This window comes from Arthrobacter sp. Y3221157, assembly GCF_059089865.1.
On sequence record NZ_JBNHFD010000001.1, the window covers coordinates 97,186 to 120,776 of the forward strand.

20 protein-coding genes are annotated in these 23,591 nt (G+C 62.4%); 12 read left to right on the top strand and 8 right to left on the bottom strand.

Translation table 11 applies throughout. The features are described from left to right. Positions 1 to 65: 65 nt before the first annotated feature. From AC5RTT_RS00465 to AC5RTT_RS00515, 11 genes are all read left to right on the top strand, one after another. On the top strand, positions 66 to 1,625 hold the full coding sequence (locus tag AC5RTT_RS00465) for an AMP-binding protein (RefSeq protein ID WP_494143530.1): 1,560 nt from the start codon (positions 66 to 68) through the stop codon (positions 1,623 to 1,625). Between the two features lie 48 nt (positions 1,626 to 1,673). Continuing rightward, on the top strand, positions 1,674 to 2,774 hold the full coding sequence (locus AC5RTT_RS00470) for a phosphotransferase (protein ID WP_494143531.1): 1,101 nt from the start codon (positions 1,674 to 1,676) through the stop codon (positions 2,772 to 2,774). Next, positions 2,774 to 3,883: an Rv3169 family protein gene (locus tag AC5RTT_RS00475; protein WP_494143532.1), complete on the top strand. Its 1,110-nt coding sequence runs from the start codon at positions 2,774 to 2,776 to the stop codon at positions 3,881 to 3,883. The genes AC5RTT_RS00470 and AC5RTT_RS00475 overlap by 1 nt, the downstream gene beginning before the upstream one ends. Positions 3,884 to 3,950: 67 nt before the next feature. After that, positions 3,951 to 5,228, top strand: a complete 1,278-nt coding sequence (locus AC5RTT_RS00480) for a cytochrome P450 (RefSeq protein ID WP_494143533.1) — start codon at positions 3,951 to 3,953, stop codon at positions 5,226 to 5,228. A 130-nt stretch (positions 5,229 to 5,358) separates the two neighbouring features. Beyond that, positions 5,359 to 6,843 (top strand): aldehyde dehydrogenase family protein, encoded by a 1,485-nt coding sequence (locus AC5RTT_RS00485; RefSeq protein ID WP_494143534.1) that lies wholly within the window; start codon positions 5,359 to 5,361, stop codon positions 6,841 to 6,843. Between the two features lie 514 nt (positions 6,844 to 7,357). Continuing rightward, entirely contained in the window at positions 7,358 to 8,275 is a 918-nt protein-coding gene (locus tag AC5RTT_RS00490; RefSeq protein WP_494143535.1) for an NAD(P)H-binding protein, read from the top strand. Between the two features lie 45 nt (positions 8,276 to 8,320). Beyond that, positions 8,321 to 9,487, top strand: coding sequence for an FAD-dependent oxidoreductase (locus AC5RTT_RS00495; protein ID WP_494143536.1), 1,167 nt, complete (start codon positions 8,321 to 8,323; stop codon positions 9,485 to 9,487). After that, the gene (locus AC5RTT_RS00500; protein ID WP_494143537.1) at positions 9,484 to 10,506 is read left to right on the top strand and encodes an NADP-dependent oxidoreductase; all 1,023 of its coding nucleotides are present in this window, start codon (positions 9,484 to 9,486) and stop codon (positions 10,504 to 10,506) included. Before AC5RTT_RS00495 ends, AC5RTT_RS00500 begins: the two co-directional genes overlap by 4 nt. Positions 10,507 to 10,866: 360 nt before the next feature. After that, positions 10,867 to 11,706, top strand: a complete 840-nt coding sequence (locus tag AC5RTT_RS00505) for an SDR family NAD(P)-dependent oxidoreductase (protein ID WP_494143538.1) — start codon at positions 10,867 to 10,869, stop codon at positions 11,704 to 11,706. A gap of 25 nt (positions 11,707 to 11,731) precedes the next feature. Next, positions 11,732 to 12,904, top strand: a complete 1,173-nt coding sequence (locus tag AC5RTT_RS00510; RefSeq protein WP_494143539.1) for a serine hydrolase domain-containing protein — start codon at positions 11,732 to 11,734, stop codon at positions 12,902 to 12,904. Between the two features lie 121 nt (positions 12,905 to 13,025). Further along, positions 13,026 to 13,898, top strand: a complete 873-nt coding sequence (locus AC5RTT_RS00515; RefSeq protein ID WP_494143540.1) for an enoyl-CoA hydratase — start codon at positions 13,026 to 13,028, stop codon at positions 13,896 to 13,898. A 153-nt stretch (positions 13,899 to 14,051) separates the two neighbouring features. Here the strand turns inward: AC5RTT_RS00515 and AC5RTT_RS00520 are convergent, their stop codons facing one another. The 5 genes from AC5RTT_RS00520 to AC5RTT_RS00540 form a co-directional block, all read right to left on the bottom strand. Next, the gene (locus AC5RTT_RS00520) at positions 14,052 to 14,225 is read right to left on the bottom strand and encodes a hypothetical protein (protein ID WP_494143541.1); all 174 of its coding nucleotides are present in this window, start codon (positions 14,223 to 14,225) and stop codon (positions 14,052 to 14,054) included. A 653-nt stretch (positions 14,226 to 14,878) separates the two neighbouring features. Beyond that, entirely contained in the window at positions 14,879 to 15,535 is a 657-nt protein-coding gene (locus AC5RTT_RS00525; RefSeq protein ID WP_494143542.1) for a hypothetical protein, read from the bottom strand. 325 nt (positions 15,536 to 15,860) lie between these two features. Further along, complete coding sequence (locus AC5RTT_RS00530; RefSeq protein ID WP_494143543.1) at positions 15,861 to 16,742, bottom strand: reverse transcriptase family protein; 882 nt, start codon at positions 16,740 to 16,742, stop codon at positions 15,861 to 15,863. 164 nt (positions 16,743 to 16,906) lie between these two features. Beyond that, positions 16,907 to 17,668: a hypothetical protein gene (locus tag AC5RTT_RS00535; protein WP_494143544.1), complete on the bottom strand. Its 762-nt coding sequence runs from the start codon at positions 17,666 to 17,668 to the stop codon at positions 16,907 to 16,909. Positions 17,669 to 17,781: 113 nt separating this feature from the next. Continuing rightward, entirely contained in the window at positions 17,782 to 18,381 is a 600-nt protein-coding gene (locus AC5RTT_RS00540; RefSeq protein WP_494143545.1) for a recombinase family protein, read from the bottom strand. Positions 18,382 to 18,789: 408 nt separating this feature from the next. Between AC5RTT_RS00540 and AC5RTT_RS00545 the strand changes: the two genes are divergently transcribed. Continuing rightward, complete coding sequence (locus AC5RTT_RS00545) at positions 18,790 to 19,092, top strand: DUF4193 domain-containing protein (RefSeq protein WP_494143546.1); 303 nt, start codon at positions 18,790 to 18,792, stop codon at positions 19,090 to 19,092. A gap of 683 nt (positions 19,093 to 19,775) precedes the next feature. Here AC5RTT_RS00545 and AC5RTT_RS00550 read toward each other — a convergent pair. From AC5RTT_RS00550 to AC5RTT_RS00560, 3 genes are all read right to left on the bottom strand, one after another. After that, a complete protein-coding gene (locus tag AC5RTT_RS00550) occupies positions 19,776 to 20,060 on the bottom strand; it encodes a hypothetical protein (RefSeq protein WP_494143547.1) in 285 nt (94 codons plus the stop codon). Between the two features lie 63 nt (positions 20,061 to 20,123). After that, positions 20,124 to 22,322, bottom strand: coding sequence for a CBM96 family carbohydrate-binding protein (locus tag AC5RTT_RS00555; RefSeq protein WP_494143548.1), 2,199 nt, complete (start codon positions 22,320 to 22,322; stop codon positions 20,124 to 20,126). Between the two features lie 521 nt (positions 22,323 to 22,843). Then, positions 22,844 to 23,338 carry a hypothetical protein gene (locus AC5RTT_RS00560; RefSeq protein WP_494143549.1) on the bottom strand — a complete coding sequence of 165 codons (495 nt, stop codon included), beginning with the start codon at positions 23,336 to 23,338 and terminating at the stop codon, positions 22,844 to 22,846. Between the last annotated feature and the right edge of the window lie 253 nt (positions 23,339 to 23,591).

Below are 23,591 nucleotides of genomic sequence, written 5' to 3' on the forward strand. Positions count from 1 at the left end.
GCCTGCCGGAAGGGTCAACCTTTCGACCGGGCGCTCAACAACACCTTCGAGAGGGAGTTCAGGCAATGCTGCTTGGAGATCACGTCGAGTTCGCTGCACGCCGAGAAGGGGACCGACCCGCGATCCTGTTCGAGGAAAGGGCGATTTCTTTCGCCGAGTTCCACGACCGTGTCAATCGGCTCTCCTCGGCGCTCACCGAGCTGGCGGCGCCCGGGTCGCGAATCGGGATACTGTCGGACAACCGGCCCGAGTATCTCGAGGCGTACTACGGCGTGCCGATGGCAGGGATGGGCCTGACGATCGTCAACCAGCGTCTCGCGCCGCGCGAGATCGCCTACATCCTCGGTGACGCCGGCGCGGAGTTCTTGCTCGTCGCCGACGCATACCTGCCCGCGATCGTCGGCATCCGTGAGCAGCTGCCTACTCTGAAGACCGTCTGCTCCATCGGTGCCGTCGCGGCTCCGGGGGCGGACCTGGCTTACGAGGACCTTCTCGCCTCCGGTCGGCCCATTCGTCCGGAGCTTCCTGTCAGCGAGCACGACCTGGCGTGGCTGATCTACACCTCTGGCACCACCGGGCGCCCGAAGGGTGCCATGCTCAGCCACCGGAACCTCGACGCGGCCGCTACCAACCTGTTGATCGGCGTCGAGCCCGAGCGCCGGGCGACGTACCTGAACCCGTTTCCGCTCAGTCACGCCTCCGGGCACATGAGCATCGCCTTTCTTGATCGGGGAATCACCACCGTCCTGCAGCAAGGGTTCGCCCCGGACACCTTCATGCAGGCGATCGAGCAGCACGACGCGGCAGGTGCACCATTCGCCCCCGCGATGATGGGGATGATCCTCGACCGCCACGACCTCGATCACGTCGACGTCAGCCGGGTCCGGAAGCTCTTCTATGGCGCGTCATCGATCACTCCGGAGCTGTTGCGCAATGCGATGAGGCGTTTCTCCGGGGCCCGCTTCTATCAAGGCTTCGGCATGACCGAGCTGGCTGGCAACTGTCTGTTCATGGACGATGACATCCACCGACGTGGTGTGAACGGTGAAGAGCACCTTCTTGCCGCCGCCGGTCAGGAGGCGGTGAAGGCCTCGGTCCGCATCGTGGACGAGCAGCTGCGCGACGTCCCGACCGGGTCCGTCGGCGAGCTGATCGTCAAGGGCGACCAGGTGATGCTCGGGTACTGGGGAAAGCCCGAGGCCACGCGGGACGCGGTCGACGATGGCTGGCTTCGGACCGGTGATCTTGCGCGCATGGATGACGAGCGCCTGGTGTCGATAGTGGACCGGGCCAAAGACATGATCCTCACCGGTGGCGAGAACGTATACAGCCGCGAGGTTGAGGACGTCCTGGCCGAGCACCCCGATGTCGCCGACGTGGCCGTGGTCGGTCAGCCCGACCCGGTCTGGGGTGAGAGCGTCGTCGCCTTCGTCGTCCTCCGCGATGGTGCTGTGCCCAACCCTGATGCACTGATCGCCCACTGCCGCGAGCACCTCGCCTCGTACAAGAAACCCAGAGTCGTCCACTTCGTGGCTGCGCTCCCGCGCAACGCCACCGGCAAGGTCCTCAAGCACGAACTGCGCCAACGCACTGCCGATCCCGCTTCGTTCACGTCGGTGACGTGAGCGCTTGTGCCCCCAACCCGTCGAACACTCAAAGAATCAGGAATTCCCATGACCACTGTAGAAAACGCGCCCGCGATGGTCTCTCGCGTCGCGGACATCACCCCGACCTGGCTGACCGGTGCTCTCCGGGCCGCCGGCGCGATCACGAGCGCAACCGTGACCAGCGCGGAGGGCCAGCGGGTCGGGATGGGCCAGGTGGCCCACTGCATCCGGCTCACGCTCGAGTACGACGTCGAGGAGCCGGGCGCGCCCCGGTCGTTGATCGCGAAGATTCCGTCCACCGACCAGGTCAGCCGGGCCGCGGCCGCCCAGGAGAAGTCCTACGCGAGGGAAGTCAACATCTATCGCGAGGTTGTGCCGACCCTTGACGTGACAGTCCCGCGGTGCTATTTCGTCGACATCGACGAGAGCGGCACGGAGTTCATGTTGCTTCTCGAGGACCTGGCACCCGCGGAGGCCTGCGACCAGCTCAGTGGGTGCAGTGCGGACCAGGCCGGCAGGGCGATGGACCAACTTTCCGCGCTGCACGCATCGGGTTGGCGCAAGCAGCACCTACAGGACAACGAGCTTCTCCGCATCGGCATCGACAGCTGGACGCGGGCCGCCACGATGATGCCCGACCCGCTGCTGGCGATGTTCAAGGAAAGGTACGACGACCTGCTCGCGCCGCAGTACATGCGCGTTGCTGAAGACTTCGCCGCGAACGTGGACGGCTTCATCCGCGCACTTGGCGAGCCCACGACTGTCATGCACGGCGACTTCCGGCTCGACAACCTGCTCTTCGGAGGGCGGGGTGGCCAGGTGCCACTGGCCGTCCTCGACTGGCAGCTGGTCAGCCTGGGACCCAACATGTTCGACGTGGCCTACTTCCTCGGCGCGAGCCTCACGACCGACCTCCGCCGGGAGCACGAGCGAGACCTCGTCCAGCGGTACCACCAGGGACTGCTCGCTCGTGGCATCCAGGGCTACTCCTTCGACGAGTGCTGGACGGACTACCGGCGTTTCGCGTTCGCGGGCCTGCTGATGGCCGTCGCGGCGTCCGTGCAGGTCGAACAGACGGAGCGTGGCGACGAGATGTTCATCACCTGTGCCGCGCGCCACGCCCAGCAGATCCTCGACCACAACGCCTTCGAGCTGATAACCGTCTGATGCTGACCCACGCCGACGAGTACCCGATCCACCAGACCGCCGAGCCGATTGCCTTCTCCGGCAGCGACCCCAACTTCTACGATCGCTACTTCTTCAATGGCTACGCGCCGGACGGTTCGGAGTTCTTCGCCGTCGCCTTCGGCGTCTACCCACACATCGGTGTAGCAGACGCACATTTCTCTGTCATCCGGGACGGCGTCGAGCACTGCGTGCATGCTTCACGGCCGCTCGTCTTCGAGCGCATGGACCTGTCGGTCGGGCCGGTCTCCATCACGGTGGACGAGCCCCTGCACAGGGTCACGGTGCGCATCGCGGAGACCGAGGGCATCTCCGCTGAGCTGACGTTCGAGGGACGAGCCTTCCCGATCCAGGAGCCGCGGTTCACCCAGCGCCGCAACGCCCGCATGTTCGTCGACTACACGCGCTTCACGCAGAACGGGCGGTGGTCGGGATTCATCGAGGTGGACGGCAAGCGCATCGACCTCGCCCCTGGCAGCGTCGGCACCAGGGACCGTTCCTGGGGGCTCCGGCCGATCGGTTCGGCGAACTACTTCCCCGAGGTACCCCCCGTCGAGCCTCAGTTCTACTGGATCTGGACGCCGGCCAACCTAGAGACGAAGAGCGTCTTCTTCCACATCAACGCGGACCGCACCGGCGAGCCCTGGAACATCCGTTCCGTGATCGTTCCCGACGGCGCCACCGCGGAGCAGTTCGTGCACGTCAAGCATCCGGAGATGCGCGTCGAGATGCGCTCCGGTACCCGCAACGCCGACCTCGGCACTCTCATTCTGCCGCTCGCCGACGGCTTGGCCCAGATGGAACTGCGCCCGCTGCACCAGTTCCAGATGCGGGGCGTCGGCTACGGGCATGAAAAGTGGACCCACGGAGCCTTCCACGGCATGGGGCTCGACGTCGAACGGGAAGATCTCGACCTGAGCAAGATCGACCCGTTGAATCACGCCGACATGCACATCCAGGCCATCAGCGAAGTGATCTTCACCGACGAGCGCGACGGATCCGTCGAGCGCGGAATCGGGGTGTTCGAGCAGCTGATCATCGGTCCGTACGACCCGCTGGGCCTGACCGGGACCTGGGACCCCGCCCCGTGAGCGGCGAGCAGATCTCTTCAGTTCAACTTCCCGACCCGACACCGACCACTAGTTTCCAGGAGACACGATGACGACACGACCCCGTCCCGACTACGACCCCATCGACCTCGCCTCGGCCAAGTTCTGGGCCTCGACTGCAGAAGAGCGGGACGAGTCGTATGCAATCCTGCGCCGCGAGCGCCCAGTGTCGTGGCAGCCTCCAGTTGAGGGGGGGCTCCTTCCGCCCAGCCCGGACGACGAGGGTTTCTGGGCCGTGGTCCGGCAGGAGGACATCCGCTATGTCAGTACCAATCCGGAGCTCTTCTGCTCCGGCAAGGGGCACACCTACGAGGACCTGCCCCCGGAGATCGCAGAGATCGGGACGGGCTTCATCGCCATGGATGCTCCGCGGCACACGGCCCTGAGGAAGCTCGTCAGCGTGGCGTTCACGCCCAAGCGGGTGAAGCAGATCGAAGCGCAGATCAAGCAGCAGGCCGCGACGATTGTGGACGACCTGTTGGCCATCGAGTCGGGCTCCTGCGACTTCGTCGAGGCTGTCGCGCAGCGGCTGCCCACTTGGACGATCTCGGAGATGATGGGGGTCCCCGAGGCGCAGCGGGAGGAGTTCGGCTACCACGGCAACGCCCTCGCCGGCTGGAATGACCCTCGCGTCCGCGGGGACCGTGACCCGGCGGAGATGATGATGGGCGGAATGGTCGCCCTGAACACGATGGCGCGAGAACTGGCAACCGAGCGTAGGGCGACGCCGCGCGAGGACCTCATGACCTCGCTGGTCCAGGCTGAGGTTGACGGTCAGCGGCTGACCGACGCGGAGATTGGCTCCCTTTTCGTGCTCTTCGCCATCGCTGGTAACGACACGACGCGCAACACGACGAGCCTGGCGATGCAGGCGCTGTGCAACTTCCCCGATCAGCGGGCCTGGCTGGAGGAGGATCTCGACGCGCGGCTGGGGACCGCAATCGAGGAGTTCCTGCGCTGGGCCTCCCCGGTCATGACGTTCCGCCGGACGGCGACGAAGGACCTCGAGCTCGGCGGGCAGCAGATCTACGAGGGCGACAAGGTCGTCATGTTCTACAGTTCGGGCAACCGCGACGAGTCCGCCTTCGCAGACCCGTGGACGTTCGACCTTGCGCGGGACCCGAACCCGCAGATCGCTTTCGGTGGCGGAGGGCCCCATTTTTGCCTCGGGTCAATGATCGCCAAGGTCCAGCTGCGCAGCCTCTTCACTGAGCTCCTGACGCGGGTGCCGGACCTGCAGGTCGGTGAGCCGGACTTCGTGCTCAGCAACTTCATCCACACCGTGGGGGCCATGCCGTGCACGTTCACCCCGCGGGTCGACAGCTGACGTCCGGTCCGGAGCTTTTGGGTGTCGCGGGAGTCGCCCGTGCCCAACTGCAGGCCACGAGCAGTCCAGCAGAAATCACGCGACTTCGGGCCTGGGCCCGAGTCCAACGAATCATAGACAGGAGTACCCCATGACCGTCATCGACATCACTGGCCCCCTCGCGGTGGACACATCTTCGGACCAGTTGCAGCACATTCTCGAGGTCCAAAGGAGGGCGTACCTCGCCGAGGGCCGGCCCAGCGAGGCTGTTCGGCTCGACCGGATCGACAGGTTCATGCTCGGAGTCCTGGACCATGTCGACGAGCTGGCCGCGGCGCTGGACTTGGATTTCGGCTCCCGGCCTCGACTCACCAGCCTCATCGGTGACATCGCGACCCTCCTGCCCGCGGTGCAGAACATCCGTGACAACCTCGCGACTTGGATGAAGGATGAGGTCGTGGCGGGCTCGGCGGAACTCGGCACTCCGACCTACGTGCAGACACGGCCCAAGGGCGTCGTCGGTGTCATTGGGCCGTGGAACTTTCCGCTCCTGCTCGTGATGCACCCGACGATCGACGCCCTCGCCGCTGGCAATCGGGTGATGATCAAGTTCTCAGAGATTCCGGAGCGGACCGCCGAGGTGTTCGCCCGCGCTGTTGCCTCGCGGATGTCGCCGGACGAGGTGACGGTGGTCCGCGGCGGCGCGGAGACTGCGTCGGCCTTCTCGTCGCTGCACTTCGACCACCTGATCTTCACCGGGTCACCAGGGGTGGGTGCGCTGGTTGCCGAGGCTGCAGGCCGAAACCTCGTCCCGGTCACCCTCGAGCTCGGTGGCAAGAACCCGGTCCTGGTCGCGGACGACGCCGACCTGGCGGATGCCGCGCAGCGCATCGCCGGAGGCAGGCTGCTCAACGGCGGGCAGGTGTGCCTGGCCCCGGACTACGTGAGCGTCCCGCGAGCTCAGCTGGAGCGCTTCGTCGAGCTGTACTCGGACGCCGTGCGCGGCTTCTACCCGACCTACGCGGAGCACCCCGGGGTGGTCTCGATCATCAACGAGCGCAACTACGAGAGGATCACGGGGTTGATCTCCGACGCTGTCGCGAAGGGGGCCAGGGCCGTCACCATCGTTCCGGACGATGAGGTCGCCTCACTGCCCGACCCGGCAGGCCGGCGGATCCCGCCGACCGTGCTGCTCGACGTCACCTCGGACATGAAGGTCGCCTCAGAGGAGATCTTCGGACCAGTGATCGTCGTGCATGCCTACGACGAGCTGGACGAGGCCATCGACCACATCAACGCGCAACCCAGCCCGCTGGCCGCGTACTGGTTCGGGTCTGACGGTCCGGACTTCCACCGGTTCCTGGACCGATCGACGTCCGGGGGGGTGACGCGCAACGACTGCATCCTCCACTGGTCCGTGGAAGGGGCGCCGTCCGGTGGTATTGGCCGCTCCGGCACGGGTGCCTACTCGGGTCACACGGGCTTCGTGACCTTCAGCCACCGTCGCACCATCGCCGAGAACCCCGGCCCGGCAGTCACCCAGCAGATCCTGCCGCCGGCCGGAGATGCCGAGGCTGACGCAGTCGCCGGCTACATCTCGCAGACGCGTGACGCGATCGCCGCGCGCGTCGGCTAAGGGTTGGAGGATCGGGTAGACGACTCCGAGGTGGGGGAGGACCTCATTTCAATTCGAGTTCAGGTCTGTCGGACAAGGACAGCCGGTCCACGAGTGAACCACCGCCCCAGGCCGCTACCTAATCGAGGTAGAGCCCAGCCTCACCACCGCGAACGATGACCGAGGCCGCCGCAGAATCGTTTCGACACTAGACAGCAATTCAAGTCGCCGAGTGCTTCTCAGCATGTGCAACCACTGCATCCCGAATCAACTACTAAATTACTTGACATCGCCGTAAAGTACTGCGGCCCTCAAGTCGTGACTTCTGTCGCAGGCAAGCCGAGCTATCCCGTGACGTCGGGCAGAGGGTGTTGACGTGAACAAGGTCGACCCGCTCCACCCCCACGTATCACCCACGCCATTGGCGCGGCCGCCCAATCGAAGCGCACGACAGCTTCATCGAGCTTTGAATCGTCGGGTGCTTCAGCATTCGAGTAGTAACCCCATCAACAGCAATGACTACAAAGGAGTACTCATGATCCTCGTGATCGGTGCAAGCGGACAGATCGGGCTGCGGGTAAGCACCAAACTGGCTGGCCGAAGCGACCTTCGCGTGCTTGCGCACAGCGACGCGTCCGCTGAGAAGCTCAGCGCGCTTGGCATCAAGGATGTTGCGCGTGGTGACCTTATGAAGCCGGAAACTCTCAAGCCCGTGTTTGACGGGGTGGACAGGGTGTTCCTGCTGACGCACGGCACCGAGACCCCCGAGCAGGAGATCAACGCTATCGAGGCAGCAGAAGCTGCCGGTGTCAGCAGAGTTGTGAAGCTGTCGAGCGAAGCGGTGATGATGGCAGAGGAAGCCGGCATCACGGGGCCGCCCACGAATGGCGAGCCCGACACGCGCGACATGGTGCTGGTCATGCACCAGAACGCCGAGATCCGACTCCGGCGATCCTCCATGGAGTCAGTCATCCTGCGAGCGACCTGGTTCGCGAGTGTGCACACCCTGGTGATGGTCGCACCGGACTTCGCCGAGAACAACCTCGTGTGGCCTGCTCAGGGAACGCCGATGGCGTTCATTCACCCCGACGACGTGGCCGATGTGGCCGTCGAATGTCTGCTCGCCGACTCGCCGGTCGCCGAGACCCTTCACCTCACCGGCCCGGAAGCGATCGGGTTCGACGATCTGGCGGACCGATTGGCAAAGGCGACAGGTCGGCCCATTCGATTCGAAGACATGCCCTACGACGACTACATCCAGTACCTGATTGATCGTGAGCTGCTGCCGGATCACCACGCTGTCGTGATCACAGAAATCATCAAGCCGTTCAGTGAGCGCTTGACAGTTCCGATCACGGATGACGTCCAACGTGTGACCGGTAGGCCGCCGCGGACCCTCGACGAGTACCTGGCATCCGAGGTTGCCCAGGATGTCGCGACTTCGGGGAGATGACAGTCGGTGACATTGACATCTTCGGAGGCAAAGGAAATTCGAACTATGCCTCGCAAGCGGATAGTAATAGCCGGGATGGGCGACACTGGAGTTTGCACGGCTGCCCGACTGGTCAAGCACGCCGACGTGGTTGGGATCTCGGTCAAGCCGGGTTTGCTGAGTGGGCAGCAACTGGGGTGGCGCCTCACCCGTCCCACCGATTGGGCCGACGTCGCCTGGGTCCCGCACAAGAAGTTTCGCGGCTTGGACCGGGCCCGAATGGTGCATGGCGCGTTGACGGGGCTGGACACCGGCGCCCGCAGGGTCTTTGTCCGAAAAGCCGATGGAACCGAGTCGAGCGAGGATTACGACGTCCTCGTCATCGCGACTGGCGTCACCAGTGGGTTTTGGCGTCGTCCGACCCTGCAGTCGGAGGCTGAGATCGACGCTGATGTGCTCGGGACGCACGAGCGCATAGCTGCGGCAGGATCGGTGATCGTGGTGGGCGGTGGCGCGACAGCCGTGGGCGCGGCCGCCAGCATCGCGACCACCTGGCCCGAGAAACGCGTCGACCTCTTCCACCCCGGCGAGACGGCCTTGAAGAACTTCCACCCCCGGAGCTGGGTGCATGTGCGCCAGCAGCTCATCGACGCTGGTGTACACCTCCACCCGGGCCATCGCGCCGAGATGCCCGGCCGCTTCCCCGTCGATGGGATCATGAGTGACCCGGTCCGATGGAGCACGGGACAATCGCCGGCGGTCGCCGACGCCGTGATCTGGGCGGTCGGGAACGTCAAGCCCAACACCGATTGGCTACCTGCGAGCCTGCTCGACGAGGAAGGGTTTGTTCGGGTGACACCCGAACTGTGCGTGCCTGGCCATCCCGGTATCTTCGCGATAGGCGACGTCGCGGCCACTGATCCCCTCCGAACCTCGGCCCGCAACTTCGCCTTCACCGTTCTCGCTCACAACATCCGCGTCGAACTTGCAGGTCGGCGGCGGCTGCGCCGCTACCGCCCGCCGAAGCGCCACTGGGGCTCCATCGTGGGTCAACAAGACAACGGGCTCGAGATACTCGACTGGAAGGGTCGTGCATTCCGTGTCCCCGCGCGAATGAATGATCGTGTCTTTCTGCCTCTCATCAAGAAGGTCGTCTACAGCGGAATCAGGCAGGGTCGTTTCGAGTCCCTGAACTCCAGCGCGGTGGGGAGCCGGAAGGCCGAGCTTCCATGAGAGTGACGCGCGCAGTCGTGCTCAAGCGGAGGCCGGTCGACCACGTGGTGCGCGTCGACGACTTCGAGGTGAGGGAGGCGGTACTCCCGCGGCTGAGGGATGGTCAGGTCCTTGTCCAGAACCATTACATGAGCATTGATCCGTCGACACGTGGCAAGCTCGAGGACTTCGAGAAGCACTACACGCAGAACTACACCGTCGGGGCGTTGCTCGACGGCATGGCCGTGGGCCAGGTCGTCGAGAGCCGCTCCGCGGACGTGCCCGAAGGCACGTGGGTGCGCCACCGTCTGGGGTGGCGCGAGGTGGCCGTAGTCGATGCGGTGGACGTGTCGAGCATCGACGTCACCCGTGCGCCGGCTCCGTTCTGGCTCGGCGTGCTCGGTGTGACGGGCCTGACGGCGTATGTCGGCCTGACACAGATTGCAGAGGTCACTCGGGGCGACGCGGTGTGGATCTCGGGCGCTGCCGGCGGCGTGGGCAGTGTGGCTGGTCAGATCGCCAAGAACCTGGGGGCGGCCGTTGTCGTCGGCACAGCTGGCGGACCCGAGAAGGCTAAAGCGCTCGTCGACACCTTCGGGTTCGACGCCGGTCTCGACTACCGCGCACCGGATCTCGCAGGACGGCTTCGTGATGCCAGTCCGGACGGCTACACCGTGTATTTCGACAATGTCGGGGGAGACCAACTTGCCACAGCGCTCGATGTGCTCAACCCATTCGGACGAATGGCGCTGTGCGGGATGATGTCGAGTTACGGCGTCGACTACTCGGCGCGGGACCGGGGCCCCGCCGTCGATCAGCTCATGCAGGTCGTGCTCAAACGGTTGACGCTGCGTGGCTTCATCGCTCGAGATCACCAGGATCTTCTGGCCAAGTTCGAGCAGGACGTCTTCACATGGATCGAAGGCGGTCGGATGCGAGTCGAGCAGACGATCCGCGAGGGCCTCGAGAGTGCGCCGGAAGCCCTCATCGGAGTGCTCTCCGGCTCTAACCTCGGGAAAATGCTGGTGAAACTAGCCTGATGACGAGCTGATTCGGGTGGTGAGTCACGTGAGTGACGCTGATCCCCTGCAGGTCGTCGTTCCTGGTCACCTGCCACGTCTGGTCTTGGGAGCAGGTTCGACGAACGACTGTGGGGCTCTTGGGCACCCCGGGGGTTCTCACTCGCTCACGCATGACTGGGGCTCGGGGGCGTCACCGGTGTCCGACGCTCACAGGAGCACGCTTCGCGCGAGCCGTTTGAGTCCTGAGGACCTGACGTGCCTGACGCGGCGGCGCCCTGAACTGCTTGACACGCGTGTAAAGTGCGGCTATGTTCGGGGATGCGGGTGACATGCGTCACCGCAAGAGTGGTTGAGACCGAATGAGAAGGAGTCAGCAGCGTGGCTGGACGTCTTGCAGGAAAAGTTGCCGTGATCACCGGGGGGGCCAACGGCATCGGCCGGGCGACCGCAGAGGCCTTTGTGGCCGAGGGTGCGAAGGTTGTCGTCGGCGACCTCGCTGATGAGCAGGGCCGCGAGCTGGAAAGCAATTACGACCGCGAGCTCACCTACCAACATGCCGACGTCACCGTGGAGTCGGACATAGAGGCGCTCGTCGCCACCGCCGTTGCGAAGTACGGGCGCCTGGACATCATGTTCAACAACGCGGGCACCGGCGGCGATCCCGCTCCAATCCAGGAGATCACCGCAGACGGCTTCAATTCGACGATGAACCTCCTGGCGACGTCCGTTGCACTGGGACACAAATACGCGGCCCGGCAGTTCATCGCACAGGGCTCTGGTGGATCCATTATCTCCACCTCCTCGGTCGCGGGCTTGCAGGGAGGTCAGTCCACGTTTGCATATACGGCGGCCAAGCACGCCGTTGTGGGAATCGTTCGCGAAGCCACGGCCCAGCTTGCCCCGTTGGGGATCCGATCGAACGCCATCGCTCCGGGGATCACCATGACTCCTATTCTCGGCAGAGCGCTTGGCGTCCCGCGTGAGAAGGATGACGAATTCAAGAGTTTCCTGGCCGAGCGGCTGGCCGACAAGCAGCCGGCTGGGCGAGTAGGCCAGCCCGAGGATATCGCGGGTGCCGTCGTGTACCTGGCAAGCGATGAGGCTGCTTGGGTCACGGGCATTGTGCTTCCGGTCGAGGGCGGGCAGACATCGATCAGCATGGGTGGTTGGGTCGCCGCAGCGGTCGAAGCTGGCACCGAATTCGTGTCGAAACTTTGACGACTAGTGAAATGAAGGAGTTCGCATGTATGCAGCAAAATCCGAGGCCGTCTTGACCGGCGTCGATGAAGAGCGTCTCGGTCGGGTTCGCGATTTGATCGATCGAGATATTGAGGCGGGAGTCGTTGACGGCGTGTCTCTCGGCGTGCGGTGGGGTGGACAGCTGGTGCTCGACGAACACAGGGGTTTCGCCGACCGCGAATCCGGGCGCGCGCTGACACCCGACGCAGTCTTCGCTACCCAATCGTTAGGAAAGCAGTTCTTCAACACGGTGTTTCTCTCCTACGTGGAACGTGGCCTCATCGACCTCGCCGCGCCGGTCGCCGAGGTCCTGCCGAAGTTCGGTAGCCGCGGTAAAGAAGGCGTCACGCCTTTCCACCTGCTTACCCACACCGGTGGCATCCAGTCGCTGATCCCAGCGCTGCCCTTAGAAGAGTTGATCAAGAGTGCCTCGGTGGCCGAGCACGCTTATCTCCAACGCCCCGAATCCCTGCCGGGCGAACGGATCACGTACTCGCTTATCAGCGCGCATGCGGTGCTGGGCGAGATGCTGTTGGAGGTTGACGGGCGGCGTCGCTCGCTGAGGACGCTGCTCGAGGAAGAATTGTTTCGCCCGTTGGGCATGCTGGACACCTCGCTCGGAATTCGACCCGACCTCCTCGAGCGTCTGGCAACCATCGTCTCGTTGATCGGAGACGAGCCGGGCTTCTACCGGCACGATGAGATGGTCGGCAACGCCGGGTTGCTCACCCTTCCGGACCTCGAGTTGCCAGGTGGCGGGTACTTCACCACCCATTCCGATTTGGCCCGGTTCGCCGAGATGCTCCGGCGCGGGGGCGAACTGGACGGCGTGCGCATCATTTCGCCCGCGATGCTCGAATGGGCCACTCGTAACCACACCGGCGATCTGCCAATCGATCTGTGGAATTACGCGGTTGGGGCTCATCATTGGTCGCCTGTCCCCGGGAACATCGGTGTGGGGTTCTTCACGCGCGGCGAAGGCATCATTCATGGCCCTCTGCCGCTGCTGGGCAGCCCGCGCACCTTCGGCGGATGGGGCGTCGGGTCGACTTCATTTTGGGTCGACCCCCAGCGGGAGCTGACTTTCACTCTGCTCGCCGCCGGCGTGACGCCCGACCATCGCTTCGTTGAGCGCAGTCGCCGACTGGGTGATGCCGTCATCGCAGCACTCCTCTGACCGAGCTGTGCCGGCGCTCTCGCGGTTATAGAAGGGGCGCTTGCACGGAACTGGGTTGCTTGGCGTCCACCTGAGGCGATCCCACATCCAACTGACATTCAATCTGAGACGGAGCTAAGGCATGGCAACCGAATTCACCACGATCGAGTACCAAACACCGGCGCCTAGGATCGCGCGAATAGTGCTGAACCGACCGCAGCAGCGCAATGCGCAGACCTACCGGTTGCTCTGCGAACTCAACGAGGCCTTCGACCTGGCTGCGCGGGACGACGAGGTCAGCGTCGTGATCCTTGCCGCGAACGGACCACATTTCTCCGCCGGGCACGACTTCCATGAATCGGAAGGGGCAGCAGTCTTTGAGGAGTTCGAGCCCACTGGCACGTGGTGTGGCTTCGAGTGCCCAGGTGCGGAGGGGTATATGGCCCTGGAGATGGAGTTGTACCTAGGACTGTCGGAACGCTGGCGGAACATTCCCAAGCCGACCATCGCAGAGGTGCAGGGCAAGGTCGTCTCGGGTGGGCTGATGCTGGTGTGGCCATGCGACCTCATCGTGGCGACGGACGACGCGCAGTTCATCGACAACACAGTGTCCATGGGACTGAATGGAGCCGAGTTCTTCAACCACCCGTGGGAGCTGGGCGTGCGACGGGCGAAGGAGATGCTGTTCACCTCTGAGGCGGTCTCGGCATCCGAGGCTCACCGTCTCGGCATGGTCAACCATGTTGTCTCCAGAGATGAGTTGGCGGCATTCACGTTGGATCTGGCGGAGCGCATCGCGCAGAAGCCGTTATTCGGGCTCAAACTGGCGAAGTCATCGGTCAACGCGGCGCAGGATGCCCAGGGCCGGGTCAACGCCATGCAGACGGCCTTCGCCTACCACCAACTTGCCCACAACCACTATCACAGGCTCTTCGACATGCCGGTCGACCCAGGGTTCTTCGAGAGCGACGCTGGAAAGATTGCGAAGCGACCGAGGCAATCGCAGCTCTCCTGACTCAGGGTCCGGTCAAGGCCACGGCGAAGACGGGCGCCCGGCGGGTTGCCGGGCGCCTGCGCGCCCGTGAATCGCACCGGCCAGCGGTGCGACGGCTGGCGGTCAGGTTCGCACCCGGCGCCGTCACCGTGTCCCACTTCAGCCACTGGCAGGTCATTCCCTGACGCGCCGAGTAAGCACTTCGAACTCCTCGACCTCGAGGATCTGCATGTGCTGCTCCGCACTGGTTTCGGAGCGAATCCGGTCCGCGACCTGCTGGCTTCCCTCGAGGGCTTTTTCGTCCTCCCAGAGGGTTATAGACAGGGACTTGTTGTCTTTGCCGAGCAAATAATAGAGCCCTTGACATCCCGGTAACTCAAGTACCTGCCTGATGGTGTCTTCTGATGGTGCCCCGGTACGGTCAGGACCTGGACGGTAAGTGCTGACTCTCGCGAACATCATGTTCCTCCCAATGTGAGCGGGCGATGGAGCCTGCAAATACACCGGAGGCGAAATACCGCCGGCCTCGAAGGTCGCTTGGACTCCTCCAACAAGTAAGGATCCGATTTGGCCTTGACACAAGACCGAATGTGAATGCGAGTGCCCCTTATTAACGTTTTCGGCAAGTGTCATGCTTCATGCTCCACACGAGGCGTAGCAGGCAACCGGGTCGAAGGATGCTGCGAGGCGCGGAGCCAGGTCCGATAGACCCTAGAGGCCTTGGCCGACCCGTTGCCTCCTGACGATGCAGAACACTCCCGCGTGGGTGGCCGACATGACCGGCTCCAATGCGCCTTTTGCCCCTGCCTTCCTGGACATCCCCGCCGTAAACCGGGCGCTGGCTGAGCAGTTCTGACCTCCGGATTCGTGGGAAAAACGCCACGAACGCTGACACGAAACAGCCCCTTTTGGAGGCACTCCCCCGCCTGTTTTTAAGAGCCGATAATGGAGCTTTCGTCAACCAGCGTGCCAAGGGCTGCTTTAGTAAAAAGACTCTGCAGCTAGGGAGTTGCCCCTGGAGGACGTTTCGCTTGGAATTTTGCAGCAAGGGCAATGTCGGCGGCTCGGCGGGCTTCGAACCAAGGGTTGCCGGCAGGGTAAGGAAGCGGCCGCATGCCTTCGTCCCGGAGAAGGCCCTTCATCGGGAAAAGCACCCACGATTCAAGGATGTCCGCATATCTTTCTTCTATCCAGGAAATACCAAGGGCAGATTCCCAGTCCTCGATGGCAAGAAGCACTTCGGAGACGCGGTGGTCGCCCACCGCTAGTTCACGCACTTCCCGACGAAGTCCTACTTCAATCCCCTGAATAGCCTCGTTTTTGCGTCCGGCCGGACTGAAATGAGCACTTTCATGGGCGATGAAGTTCCGTGCTTTCGTTGCGTTTTTCAGCGCTTCGATAAATTTCTCGTCGAAGCCCTCGCGCCTCTTAAGATCTTCAATCGTCTTACCGAGCAGCTTGTCTTTGGGAATCCGTGCAATCAAGGAATGAACCGGGTCATCCGGTGCGTTCTCAAAAGCCTCAACCAGGTTCAGCGTCCGTAGCAGATACCGGCATCTGTCTTCGAACTCCTGTGCGGCGAACAGCGCTCGACCCAGTGTTTCGAATACAGGTGCGGTCCATGTCGGCGTATTTCCCCAACTGGAAGTCCATGGCATCTCCTGAGCCTACCTCCGCTTGGAAAAGTAGGGAGGACCCATGTTGACACCAGAACCCGAATCATTGTTCATCTAGGCACTGTCTACGCCGTCACAGACGCCCCCTGCAACAAAGTTGGTGCCCTCATCTCAAATCTGCCTGAAGAGAACCCGAATACTGAACAGTTTTCGCAGCTACTTCTACTCCCGTGGTTGATCGCCAACAACATAGATTCCACCAAGCTGGGGGAGTGCGCGCGCTGCAAGCGACTCTAACCCCGAAGCCAAGGGCAGCAGTTGACGCTGATGTGGAAGCAGGCCGGAGAGACCGGCCCACGTCCACGTTCTAATCGATTCGATCGAACTCGCGACGCATCTGCAGGCCAATTTTGGGTTCGATGCCCATCAGGTAGTTGATTCTTCCTAAAAGTTGCTCCCTGAAGTCTGCTTCATCTAAGTTCCTATAGCGTGCCTGCGCTGCTAAACTATGCTTCTCGGCAAAATAAAGGTCCTGGCGTAGTCTTTTCTTTTGCGCTTTCGGGAGTCTGAGATGATCAGAGTGAGCTATGGCGAGCCCGGTTACCACCTGTTGGTGCCCCTTACGCTGAAAACGCACTTTTCGCCTATTTGTATGGAACCCAAACGACAGCAGTAGTTCGCTTATCACCTCCAAGTGCTCGTCACCCACACTTGGTCCGGAAAAGGTCAGGTCATCTGCGTATCGCGTGTACACGAGCCCGTTCTCGGCTGAGAACGATCTGAACTTGTCGTCCAAGGGGCGAAACACAAGGTTTGATAATACTGGGCTAGTCGGAAAGCCCGTTGCAAGGGACCCGCTGAAGGTACTTGCATTAGTAATTGCTTCGGCAACGGTTGGATTGGCGCCATGGACTTGAAGAGCGCCTTCAACCTGTTGCCGGCTTATTGAAGGAAAGAAATCCGTGATGTCCACCGTCAACAGGGCGCGCGCGTTTAGGTGCGCCTTGGCATTTGTCGAAGTTCCGCGTCCGCGGGTAAACCCGTGAACATTGGGATGGGGGTCCAAGACCTTCCGGTCAATGAATTCCTTGAGCCGTTTCTGGAGCCTGAGCAGGGCCTCGTCAAGGGGCCGACATACTGTCCGGTACCCGCCCTTAGGTTTACGCGTGGTGTGGACGTGGACATCCGATGCGTTGAGCGGCCGGTCAAGCCAGGTAATCGCCGAGTCAGGCAAGGATGCGGCGAGCATAAGATTATTGACGCTGCGGATTCGGGGCAAAACCTTCAATAAGAGCCTCCAAGCGTGGAGTGCGGGGCGCGGAAATCACGCATGAAGGCAAAGCCGACTAAGGTGCTGGCGTGTGCGAGTCGCACACTCTTGAACTGCCGCACCCCGCAAGCTGCTATTTTATACTATTCGCGGGCAGCTTTAGTGCAGGTGGGTGCATGGATGCCGGTAACTTGGAAGTAAGTATGATCGGCTAGCCGAACGGCCCTGCTGGAAACACTCTTTCGGAAGTTTGAAGCGAACAGCGACGAACATGATGGTTCTATGGTTGCGAAGTCCCTGTACTCAAACTTTTTAGGCAAACGGTGAATGTCACAACAGAGCTCCGCCCACACTTTAATTGCTTGAGTAGAAATTGCAATGCAGTAGTCAGCAATGGATAGCACCCGGTCTGCCTTCGTTCCGATCGAGTGGGAAACTAAGGCCAACGATGTGCGTGCAGCTTCGGCGGCGGATCTGACTATTAGTGGATACCGCGTTTGCAGGCGCTGATTTTGTTCAAATACAAAATTTACTTCCCGGCCCCGATACTTTTGAAGTGTGCGGGTGACGACCCATTCAAACTGAGCAGGTAGCGTGTTGTATGGATCATCATCTCCCACAAGCAGATTTGAGGAGCACAGCCACTCGAAATCCAGACGTGGGAGCAGCGCCTTGAAGCGAGATTTGGCGAGGAAGTTATCGTCAACGTGGTGAAATCCGATGCGTTCGAGGCGCGCGGCATTGGGCTCCAGCTGAAAGTCCGGCTGCAGGTTTAGTTCATGAATGAGGTCTTCGATCTGTTCCGAAACGGCTGCGGCGTCTCGCACGATGACTGCGCTGGCTGACGGAAACCGAGCGTCACCGTTGAGGGCCCCCTCGTCCAGAAAGACTTCCAGTGGTTGCACTCAGGCATGTTATCCGAGTTTCGCGATGGCATGCCGGCAGAACCCACGCCAGGTTGACTCAATTGTGGAGCGCCCAAAGTCCGATAACGGACGTTTTGTTAGGTGCTTGCATGCTAAAGGAGCTGCGTGGGTGGAAGGGGCTTTGGGTTCATTCCGTTCGCCAGCCGGATGTATTGGTAGACCGTTTCGCGGCTGATGCCATAATCTCGGGCGAGGACGACCTTAGGAATGCCGCTGCCGGCCCGCTCGACCAGCTCGGCTGCCCGTTCCGGTGTCAGGGTCTTCTTCCGCCCTTTGTAGACGCCGCGTTGCTGGGCCAGGGCGATGCCCTCGCGCTGGCGCTCCCTGATCAGGGCACGCTCAAATTCGGCGAAGGCGCCCATGACCGAGAGCATGAGGTTGGCCATGGGGGAGTCCTCGCCGGTGAAGACGAGCTGTTCCTTGACGAATTCCACCCGAACCCCTCGCCGGGTGAGCCCCTGGACCAGCGCACGCAGGTCGTCCAGATTGCGGGCAAGCCTGTCCATGCTGTGCACAACGACGGTGTCGCCGTCGCGTACAAAGCGGAGCAGTTCGGCGAGCTGCGGCCGCGCCGTGTCCCTGCCGGAGGCTTTATCCGTAAAGACCCGGTCCAGTGTCTGGCTTTCGAGCTGGCGCTTCTCGTTCTGGTCCAGAGTGCTGACCCGTACGTACCCGATGCGCTGACCCACCACGGCCGCCTCCAAACCTCAAAGTGTGTATTTGAGTTTCAGGGTCGCCCTGACGCACGTCAAGCCTTGCTCGCACTGGTCTCGCGGCGGCCTTTGCCTCAATCCCAACGTTTGGTGCGGGCGGGGTCTATTGCCGCTTCCCAGCGGTTTCTCAGGTTGAGGTCGGACACTGAGGTCAAGCTCCGGTCAGCCGCTGTCTGGTCGGAGCTTCGCCACGCGTGGGATGTGGGCGGGAGAGCCCATTTTGGAAGACCCCCACGTTGGGGCGGGGGAGTGGTGCTGACTATCGCAGGTGCGCCTATTAATCTGTTGACGGGCATCCGCGATGGGACGTGGGAACAACGGCACAGTAGTGTGCGTTGCAGTCTCGTCCAAAGAGAAACAGAGCACCAGAAATGAGAAGCACTTAACGTGGCAACCGATTACGACGAAGTCCGTTCCGACGTCAAGGAATCCCAGGACAGTTCCCTGGAGGCGCTGAAGTCCGCCAGCGCCCCGGATGCCCGCAGCGTCGTCACAGAGCTGGACGAAGCCGACGCCCTCGATGAGGGCCTGACCCCAGGTGGAGAAATTGTCTCCGAGGAACTCGTTGTTCAGGTCATCCCGCAGGGCAAGGACGAGTTCACCTGCTCTTCTTGCTTCCTGGTCCGGCATCGGTCCCAACTGGCACGTGAAAGCAAAGGCCACTCCTACTGCATCGAGTGCGAAGGCTAGGACAATCCTTTGCGACGGCCGTCAGCACGGGCGTCCCGGTTCTCGGTAAGTGCAGCCTGACATAACGTCGGCTGGCGAGTGCTGAAACTGCGCCGGCGTCCTACGCTTGAACCTCGCCGAGGTCTCCATGACCTTCTGGGCGGAAGCGCCCTTCGGCGGCAGCACTGATGTTTTCGCTGCCCTCGGACACGTCTGGTGAGCTGCGAGAGAGCCTGCCGGTGTAAACTCAGAAAAGATCTATAGTTGAAGCTTCAACCTATTTACTTTACATAATCTCCATTATCGGCGTTTGCTTCGAAGACTCATTTAACGAGAGCACACGCATGTATCCCCACAACAGGTTCATCGCGACTGGTGATTCCAGCAGGTGCATTTAACTGCAGCCAATGACGCGCAGGCATGCTGGAGTGGAGCCTCGGTTGCGTTCTATCGCTCCAAGTCAGGGAATCGTTTGGAGCGGGGTCCAACGGCATCTGTGGTTGCACTGTGGTTGGTGGCGTTCCTAATAACCGGGCGGTCCTTTGCAGGAACATAGGCGCCTTTATGCCGGCCCGGCCTGGATGGCCGCAGGGCTGCGGTGACAACGAATGCGAGGATGATCGCTACAACTGCAGCTAAACCAAGAGAGGGGCCCAAAAGGCCAGCCATCGCAGGAAGTCAGCTATCAGGTCATCCTTTTGGCGTCAGTTGTTCAGCTCGTACCACTTGCGGTTCTGCACTGCGTTGGTTCCGTCCACGTGCAGGCATCCACCGCTGCACACTGATCTGTCCACGCAGAACCCTGTGCCGTCCTCTTGGGTGGCGTAGCACAGGGATGGTGCGACTGTGCCGTTGGCTGATGGGTCTTGGTTCTTGGCTGGTTCGGTGTTCTGTGCCGGGGCTTTGTCCGCGCCGCCGACTGCTGATGCGATGGTGCCCGCTGCGACTACTGCTGTTACTGCTGCTGATGCAGCTTTCCTTATGCGCATGGTGGTACTTCCTTTCCGGCAGATGGTGAGCCCCCCGATTGGGGGGCTCACCCTTTCTTTTGCTTATGGTGCGGAGCGTGATCCGCTGTCGGTTTGCATGGCGCCGTGAACAGGCTTGAACTCCCACGAGTAGGAACCGTCAGCCTTCAAGCTCATCCGCAGGTGCCCCCACGTGTCGCTGAACCGTTTCTGCATGTAGCTTGGCGAGCTCGTGAACGAACGCAGGCTGATGCCGCCCGTGGACACCTGGAACTGCTGCATCCCGTCAGTGGTGCAAACGTCACTCTTGTTCACCGGGCAGGTCCGCTCATAGTTGTGCTGCGAACCGGACAGCAGCACCCGCACCCGGTGCTTGTCGAACACGTCAATCCACGGCTTGCCCTGAGTGAAGCGGCTGTGGCTGGACGTGTTGGACGTGAAGTACGGGTCATGGTAGACAACCGCCAAGTGCTTGCCCGCGGCTTTGGCCCGCCCGAGGTCCGCGTCAAACTCTGCGGTCATTTGGCTTGCCCGCGTGGTGTTGTAACGCCATATCGCTGTGGGAGCAAACAGGATGTGCCAGTTGCCCTTATCAATCGCGTACCATTCCAGCGCGTCCTGGAACCTGCCCAGCGTGGTGCTGGTAGCAGACTTGGAGGTGCTCACACACTGCCCGTCCATGTAGCGGTCCAGGTCGTCGTTCCGGCCCGGCTCCACGTCATGGTTCGGCCCAGGCGTCCAGTAGGTCTTGGACTTGATCGGCCCCCAGTTGCGTTCATAGTTCGCGTAGGAATCGTTGCCCGAGCCGCAGGTACCGACGCTGTACTGGAAATCACCTACGCCAATGAAGTTATCCAGCGCTCCACTATCCAGCGCGCCCCGGATGCTGGCCGCGTTCTTCCCGGAAGCCGAATTGGGGTCCGTCACGCCGGATGGGTTCATATCACCCGTAGCGGCGAAGTCGAACGCATCCCCGCTGGCCGGCGGCGCCGGAGGGGTTGGTGTGGGCGAAGGCGGGGTTGGTGTGGGTGAAGGCGCGCCCACGTTGTAGACGCGCACCCAGTCCACCCGCATTTCCCCGGCCCCGTCAGCCGTGCTGTCAGGGAACCAGTCCAGCTGCAGCGTTTGGTGCATGGGGCCGGGAGGTTGGTGTGCCGGGTCCCTGTCCTCGAACCACTTCACGCCGTCCACGTAACCAACGATGCCCTTATCGGTCCACTCGACCGCGTAGTTGTGGAACTGGGACACGTCCAGGGCCTTCTGCGCCGAGATTTGTTTGTTCTCGCAGGAGTAGTGGTGGAAGAACTTGATGACGTTCCAGGCGCCAGCAGTTTCGGCGTAGTCAATCTCGCCGTCGCACGGCCAGTTCTCACTGTCCGGCCAAAGGATGGACACCATGTGATATTCGTTGTCACCGGATCCTGCTGCCCGGACTTCCCAGCGCCCATACTTGCGGTTGTCGAACTTGGCGCCGATGCCGGCGGTGGTTCCGTTAGGGGTGCCGTTGATCACGAGTTTGGAGCCGTCAACGGCGGCCTGCTGCGGTGAGCGGATGCCGTTGCCCGCGTGGCCTGCGCTGTTGTAGACGGTCCACTTGGCCGGGTCAGGTGCCCCGGTGTAGTTGAATTCGTCCCCTGCCACTGGGGTGCCCCAGTTGAAAGTAGCGGCGGCGGTGGTGCCGTCACCCGGCGGTTGCGTGGGCGTTGTGGTGTCAGCTTCCGTAGTGACTACCAGGCGCGGGCGCAGAGCCGGATCCGCCGACTCGTCAGACTTAAAGCCCACCCACTTTTGCGCGTGGGTTTCGAGCTTCAGATTGTTTTCGCCAGCCGTGACGCCCTTGGTCACGTCCCACTCCACCCAAGCGCCCGCGGCAAAGCCACCGGTCTTCCCGAGCCAAGTTCCCCGTGCGGGTGCGTTGTTCCACGTCACGCCGGTTTCAGTCCAGCCGCCCGCCGTGGTGTAAACGTCCACGTACTCACTCGCGGTTGTGGACGCTTCCGAGTAGGCCCGCAGCTTGGCCGACGTGATCTTTTCGCCAGCCGGGACCGTGACGTTGAAGCGCAGCAGGCTATGACGCCAGATGTTGGTCCGGCCTTCCGTGGACCAGCGGACGCTGGTCCCGAAGTTCTCCGTTGGCCGGTCCGCCTGCACGTAAGTGTCGGCGGCGGCCGTGACAGTAACCGGTCCCGCCGCGTTGACGGTCCCGCCGCCCACGACGGCAAGTGTAATGAGCATGGCTAATGTTGCCAGGGCGGCAGTGGTCCGCCGCAGGGTGGTTCTCATGGCAGTCCCTCCATGGTGTTAGGGGTTTTGGCTATGCCTTGCCCCACCCTGCCGTCGCAGGACCGGTGATGGCCGAAGTATGAGTGGCCGGTAGCCAAATCATAGATGAACGTGTGACTGCTGTGACAGATGTTGAACGGGGGGATTCAGGATGGGTCGGCCGCGAAGGTCATACCCCGCGTTCCTCCGCCAGCAGTGGCAGCAGACAAGGATGGCGTGGTCACCGGGGTGGACCTTCCATGAGTGCCTGGGGACCGCTAAGGCTGTGCACACAACAATCTCCGCCCACGACGAAAAGCGCTCCCGCGACTTCCATCGATTCACCCGTTGGACCCCAGGGCGCGAACTGCGGGACCCTCAGTACAGCACCCTTGACAATCCTGAATGACATCGAGCTAGCCCCCGCCCAGCTCCCAACAACGTCAGACGGTCATAGAAGAACCGTCAGGTCAGAGTCCGCTTCGCTTTTGGACACTCCACAGACGAAAGGGTCTAAGACCAATCTGACGGCTGCTCATTCGTCACCTCGCCGGCAGGTGGTTTGGCGGTCGTCTTGGTGTGTGGCCAAACCGCTCCTGCGCAGTTCCGGCGGACGTGCCGAGGGCTGCGCCGATAGCCTCCCAGGAGTCGCCCTTCGCGCGGGCAGCCCGGACGGCGGCTTCCAGCTCGGCCTCGGCCTTCGCAGCAGCCGTCCGGGCAGCGGTGATCCGGCGGAAGTCCGCAGCGTCCCTGTCAGCGCGAGGCACCGGGTTGAGGCGAAGGAGCGTACCATCCACCCGCAGCGGCGCGGCTAGGTGCTCGACATGCAGGACGTAACCTTCTTCGGGCCCGCGCTGTACGTAGACGGTGAGGACGGTCTTTCCCTCGCCGTCATCAAAGTCCACTTTCCCGTAGCTCTCACTCGGGCCAACAGGCCATGGGCGCGGCCTCAACCGCCCTGAAGCTTCATACTGCGCCAGCTCGTCGACGTTCTGCCCGACGCGGACCTCGGGGACGCGTGCTTCGCGTGGGGTCATCCTGACCGTCCTCCTTCAACTTGTCTAGCCGCCCACCCCGACGCGTTCGTAGCGGCATTCGGGCAGCGCTCTAGTACAGATACCAGTACAAGTCACTGCGCATTAAAACGCACGAGTACCGGGTACTCGATCGTTCCGCTCTGAGCGCCGTCCGGGACTCCGTCGACGAGGATGTGGTTCCAGAGGAGCGACCGTTCAACCCCGTACCGCCGCTGCATGTCGAAGTGGTGTTGATCAGGGCCGCGTTAGCTTG

Coding starts and splice junctions, on each gene's coding strand:
- AC5RTT_RS00465 (WP_494143530.1), top strand. CDS start 66: ATGCTGCTTGGAGATCACGTCGAGTTCGCTGCACGCCGAGAAGGGGAC.
- AC5RTT_RS00470 (WP_494143531.1), top strand. CDS start 1,674: ATGACCACTGTAGAAAACGCGCCCGCGATGGTCTCTCGCGTCGCGGAC.
- AC5RTT_RS00475 (WP_494143532.1), top strand. CDS start 2,774: ATGCTGACCCACGCCGACGAGTACCCGATCCACCAGACCGCCGAGCCG.
- AC5RTT_RS00480 (WP_494143533.1), top strand. CDS start 3,951: ATGACGACACGACCCCGTCCCGACTACGACCCCATCGACCTCGCCTCG.
- AC5RTT_RS00485 (WP_494143534.1), top strand. CDS start 5,359: ATGACCGTCATCGACATCACTGGCCCCCTCGCGGTGGACACATCTTCG.
- AC5RTT_RS00490 (WP_494143535.1), top strand. CDS start 7,358: ATGATCCTCGTGATCGGTGCAAGCGGACAGATCGGGCTGCGGGTAAGC.
- AC5RTT_RS00495 (WP_494143536.1), top strand. CDS start 8,321: ATGCCTCGCAAGCGGATAGTAATAGCCGGGATGGGCGACACTGGAGTT.
- AC5RTT_RS00500 (WP_494143537.1), top strand. CDS start 9,484: ATGAGAGTGACGCGCGCAGTCGTGCTCAAGCGGAGGCCGGTCGACCAC.
- AC5RTT_RS00510 (WP_494143539.1), top strand. CDS start 11,732: ATGTATGCAGCAAAATCCGAGGCCGTCTTGACCGGCGTCGATGAAGAG.
- AC5RTT_RS00515 (WP_494143540.1), top strand. CDS start 13,026: ATGGCAACCGAATTCACCACGATCGAGTACCAAACACCGGCGCCTAGG.
- AC5RTT_RS00525 (WP_494143542.1), bottom strand. CDS start 15,535: ATGCCATGGACTTCCAGTTGGGGAAATACGCCGACATGGACCGCACCT.
- AC5RTT_RS00530 (WP_494143543.1), bottom strand. CDS start 16,742: ATGCTCGCCGCATCCTTGCCTGACTCGGCGATTACCTGGCTTGACCGG.
- AC5RTT_RS00550 (WP_494143547.1), bottom strand. CDS start 20,060: ATGCGCATAAGGAAAGCTGCATCAGCAGCAGTAACAGCAGTAGTCGCA.
- AC5RTT_RS00555 (WP_494143548.1), bottom strand. CDS start 22,322: ATGAGAACCACCCTGCGGCGGACCACTGCCGCCCTGGCAACATTAGCC.
- AC5RTT_RS00560 (WP_494143549.1), bottom strand. CDS start 23,338: ATGACCCCACGCGAAGCACGCGTCCCCGAGGTCCGCGTCGGGCAGAAC.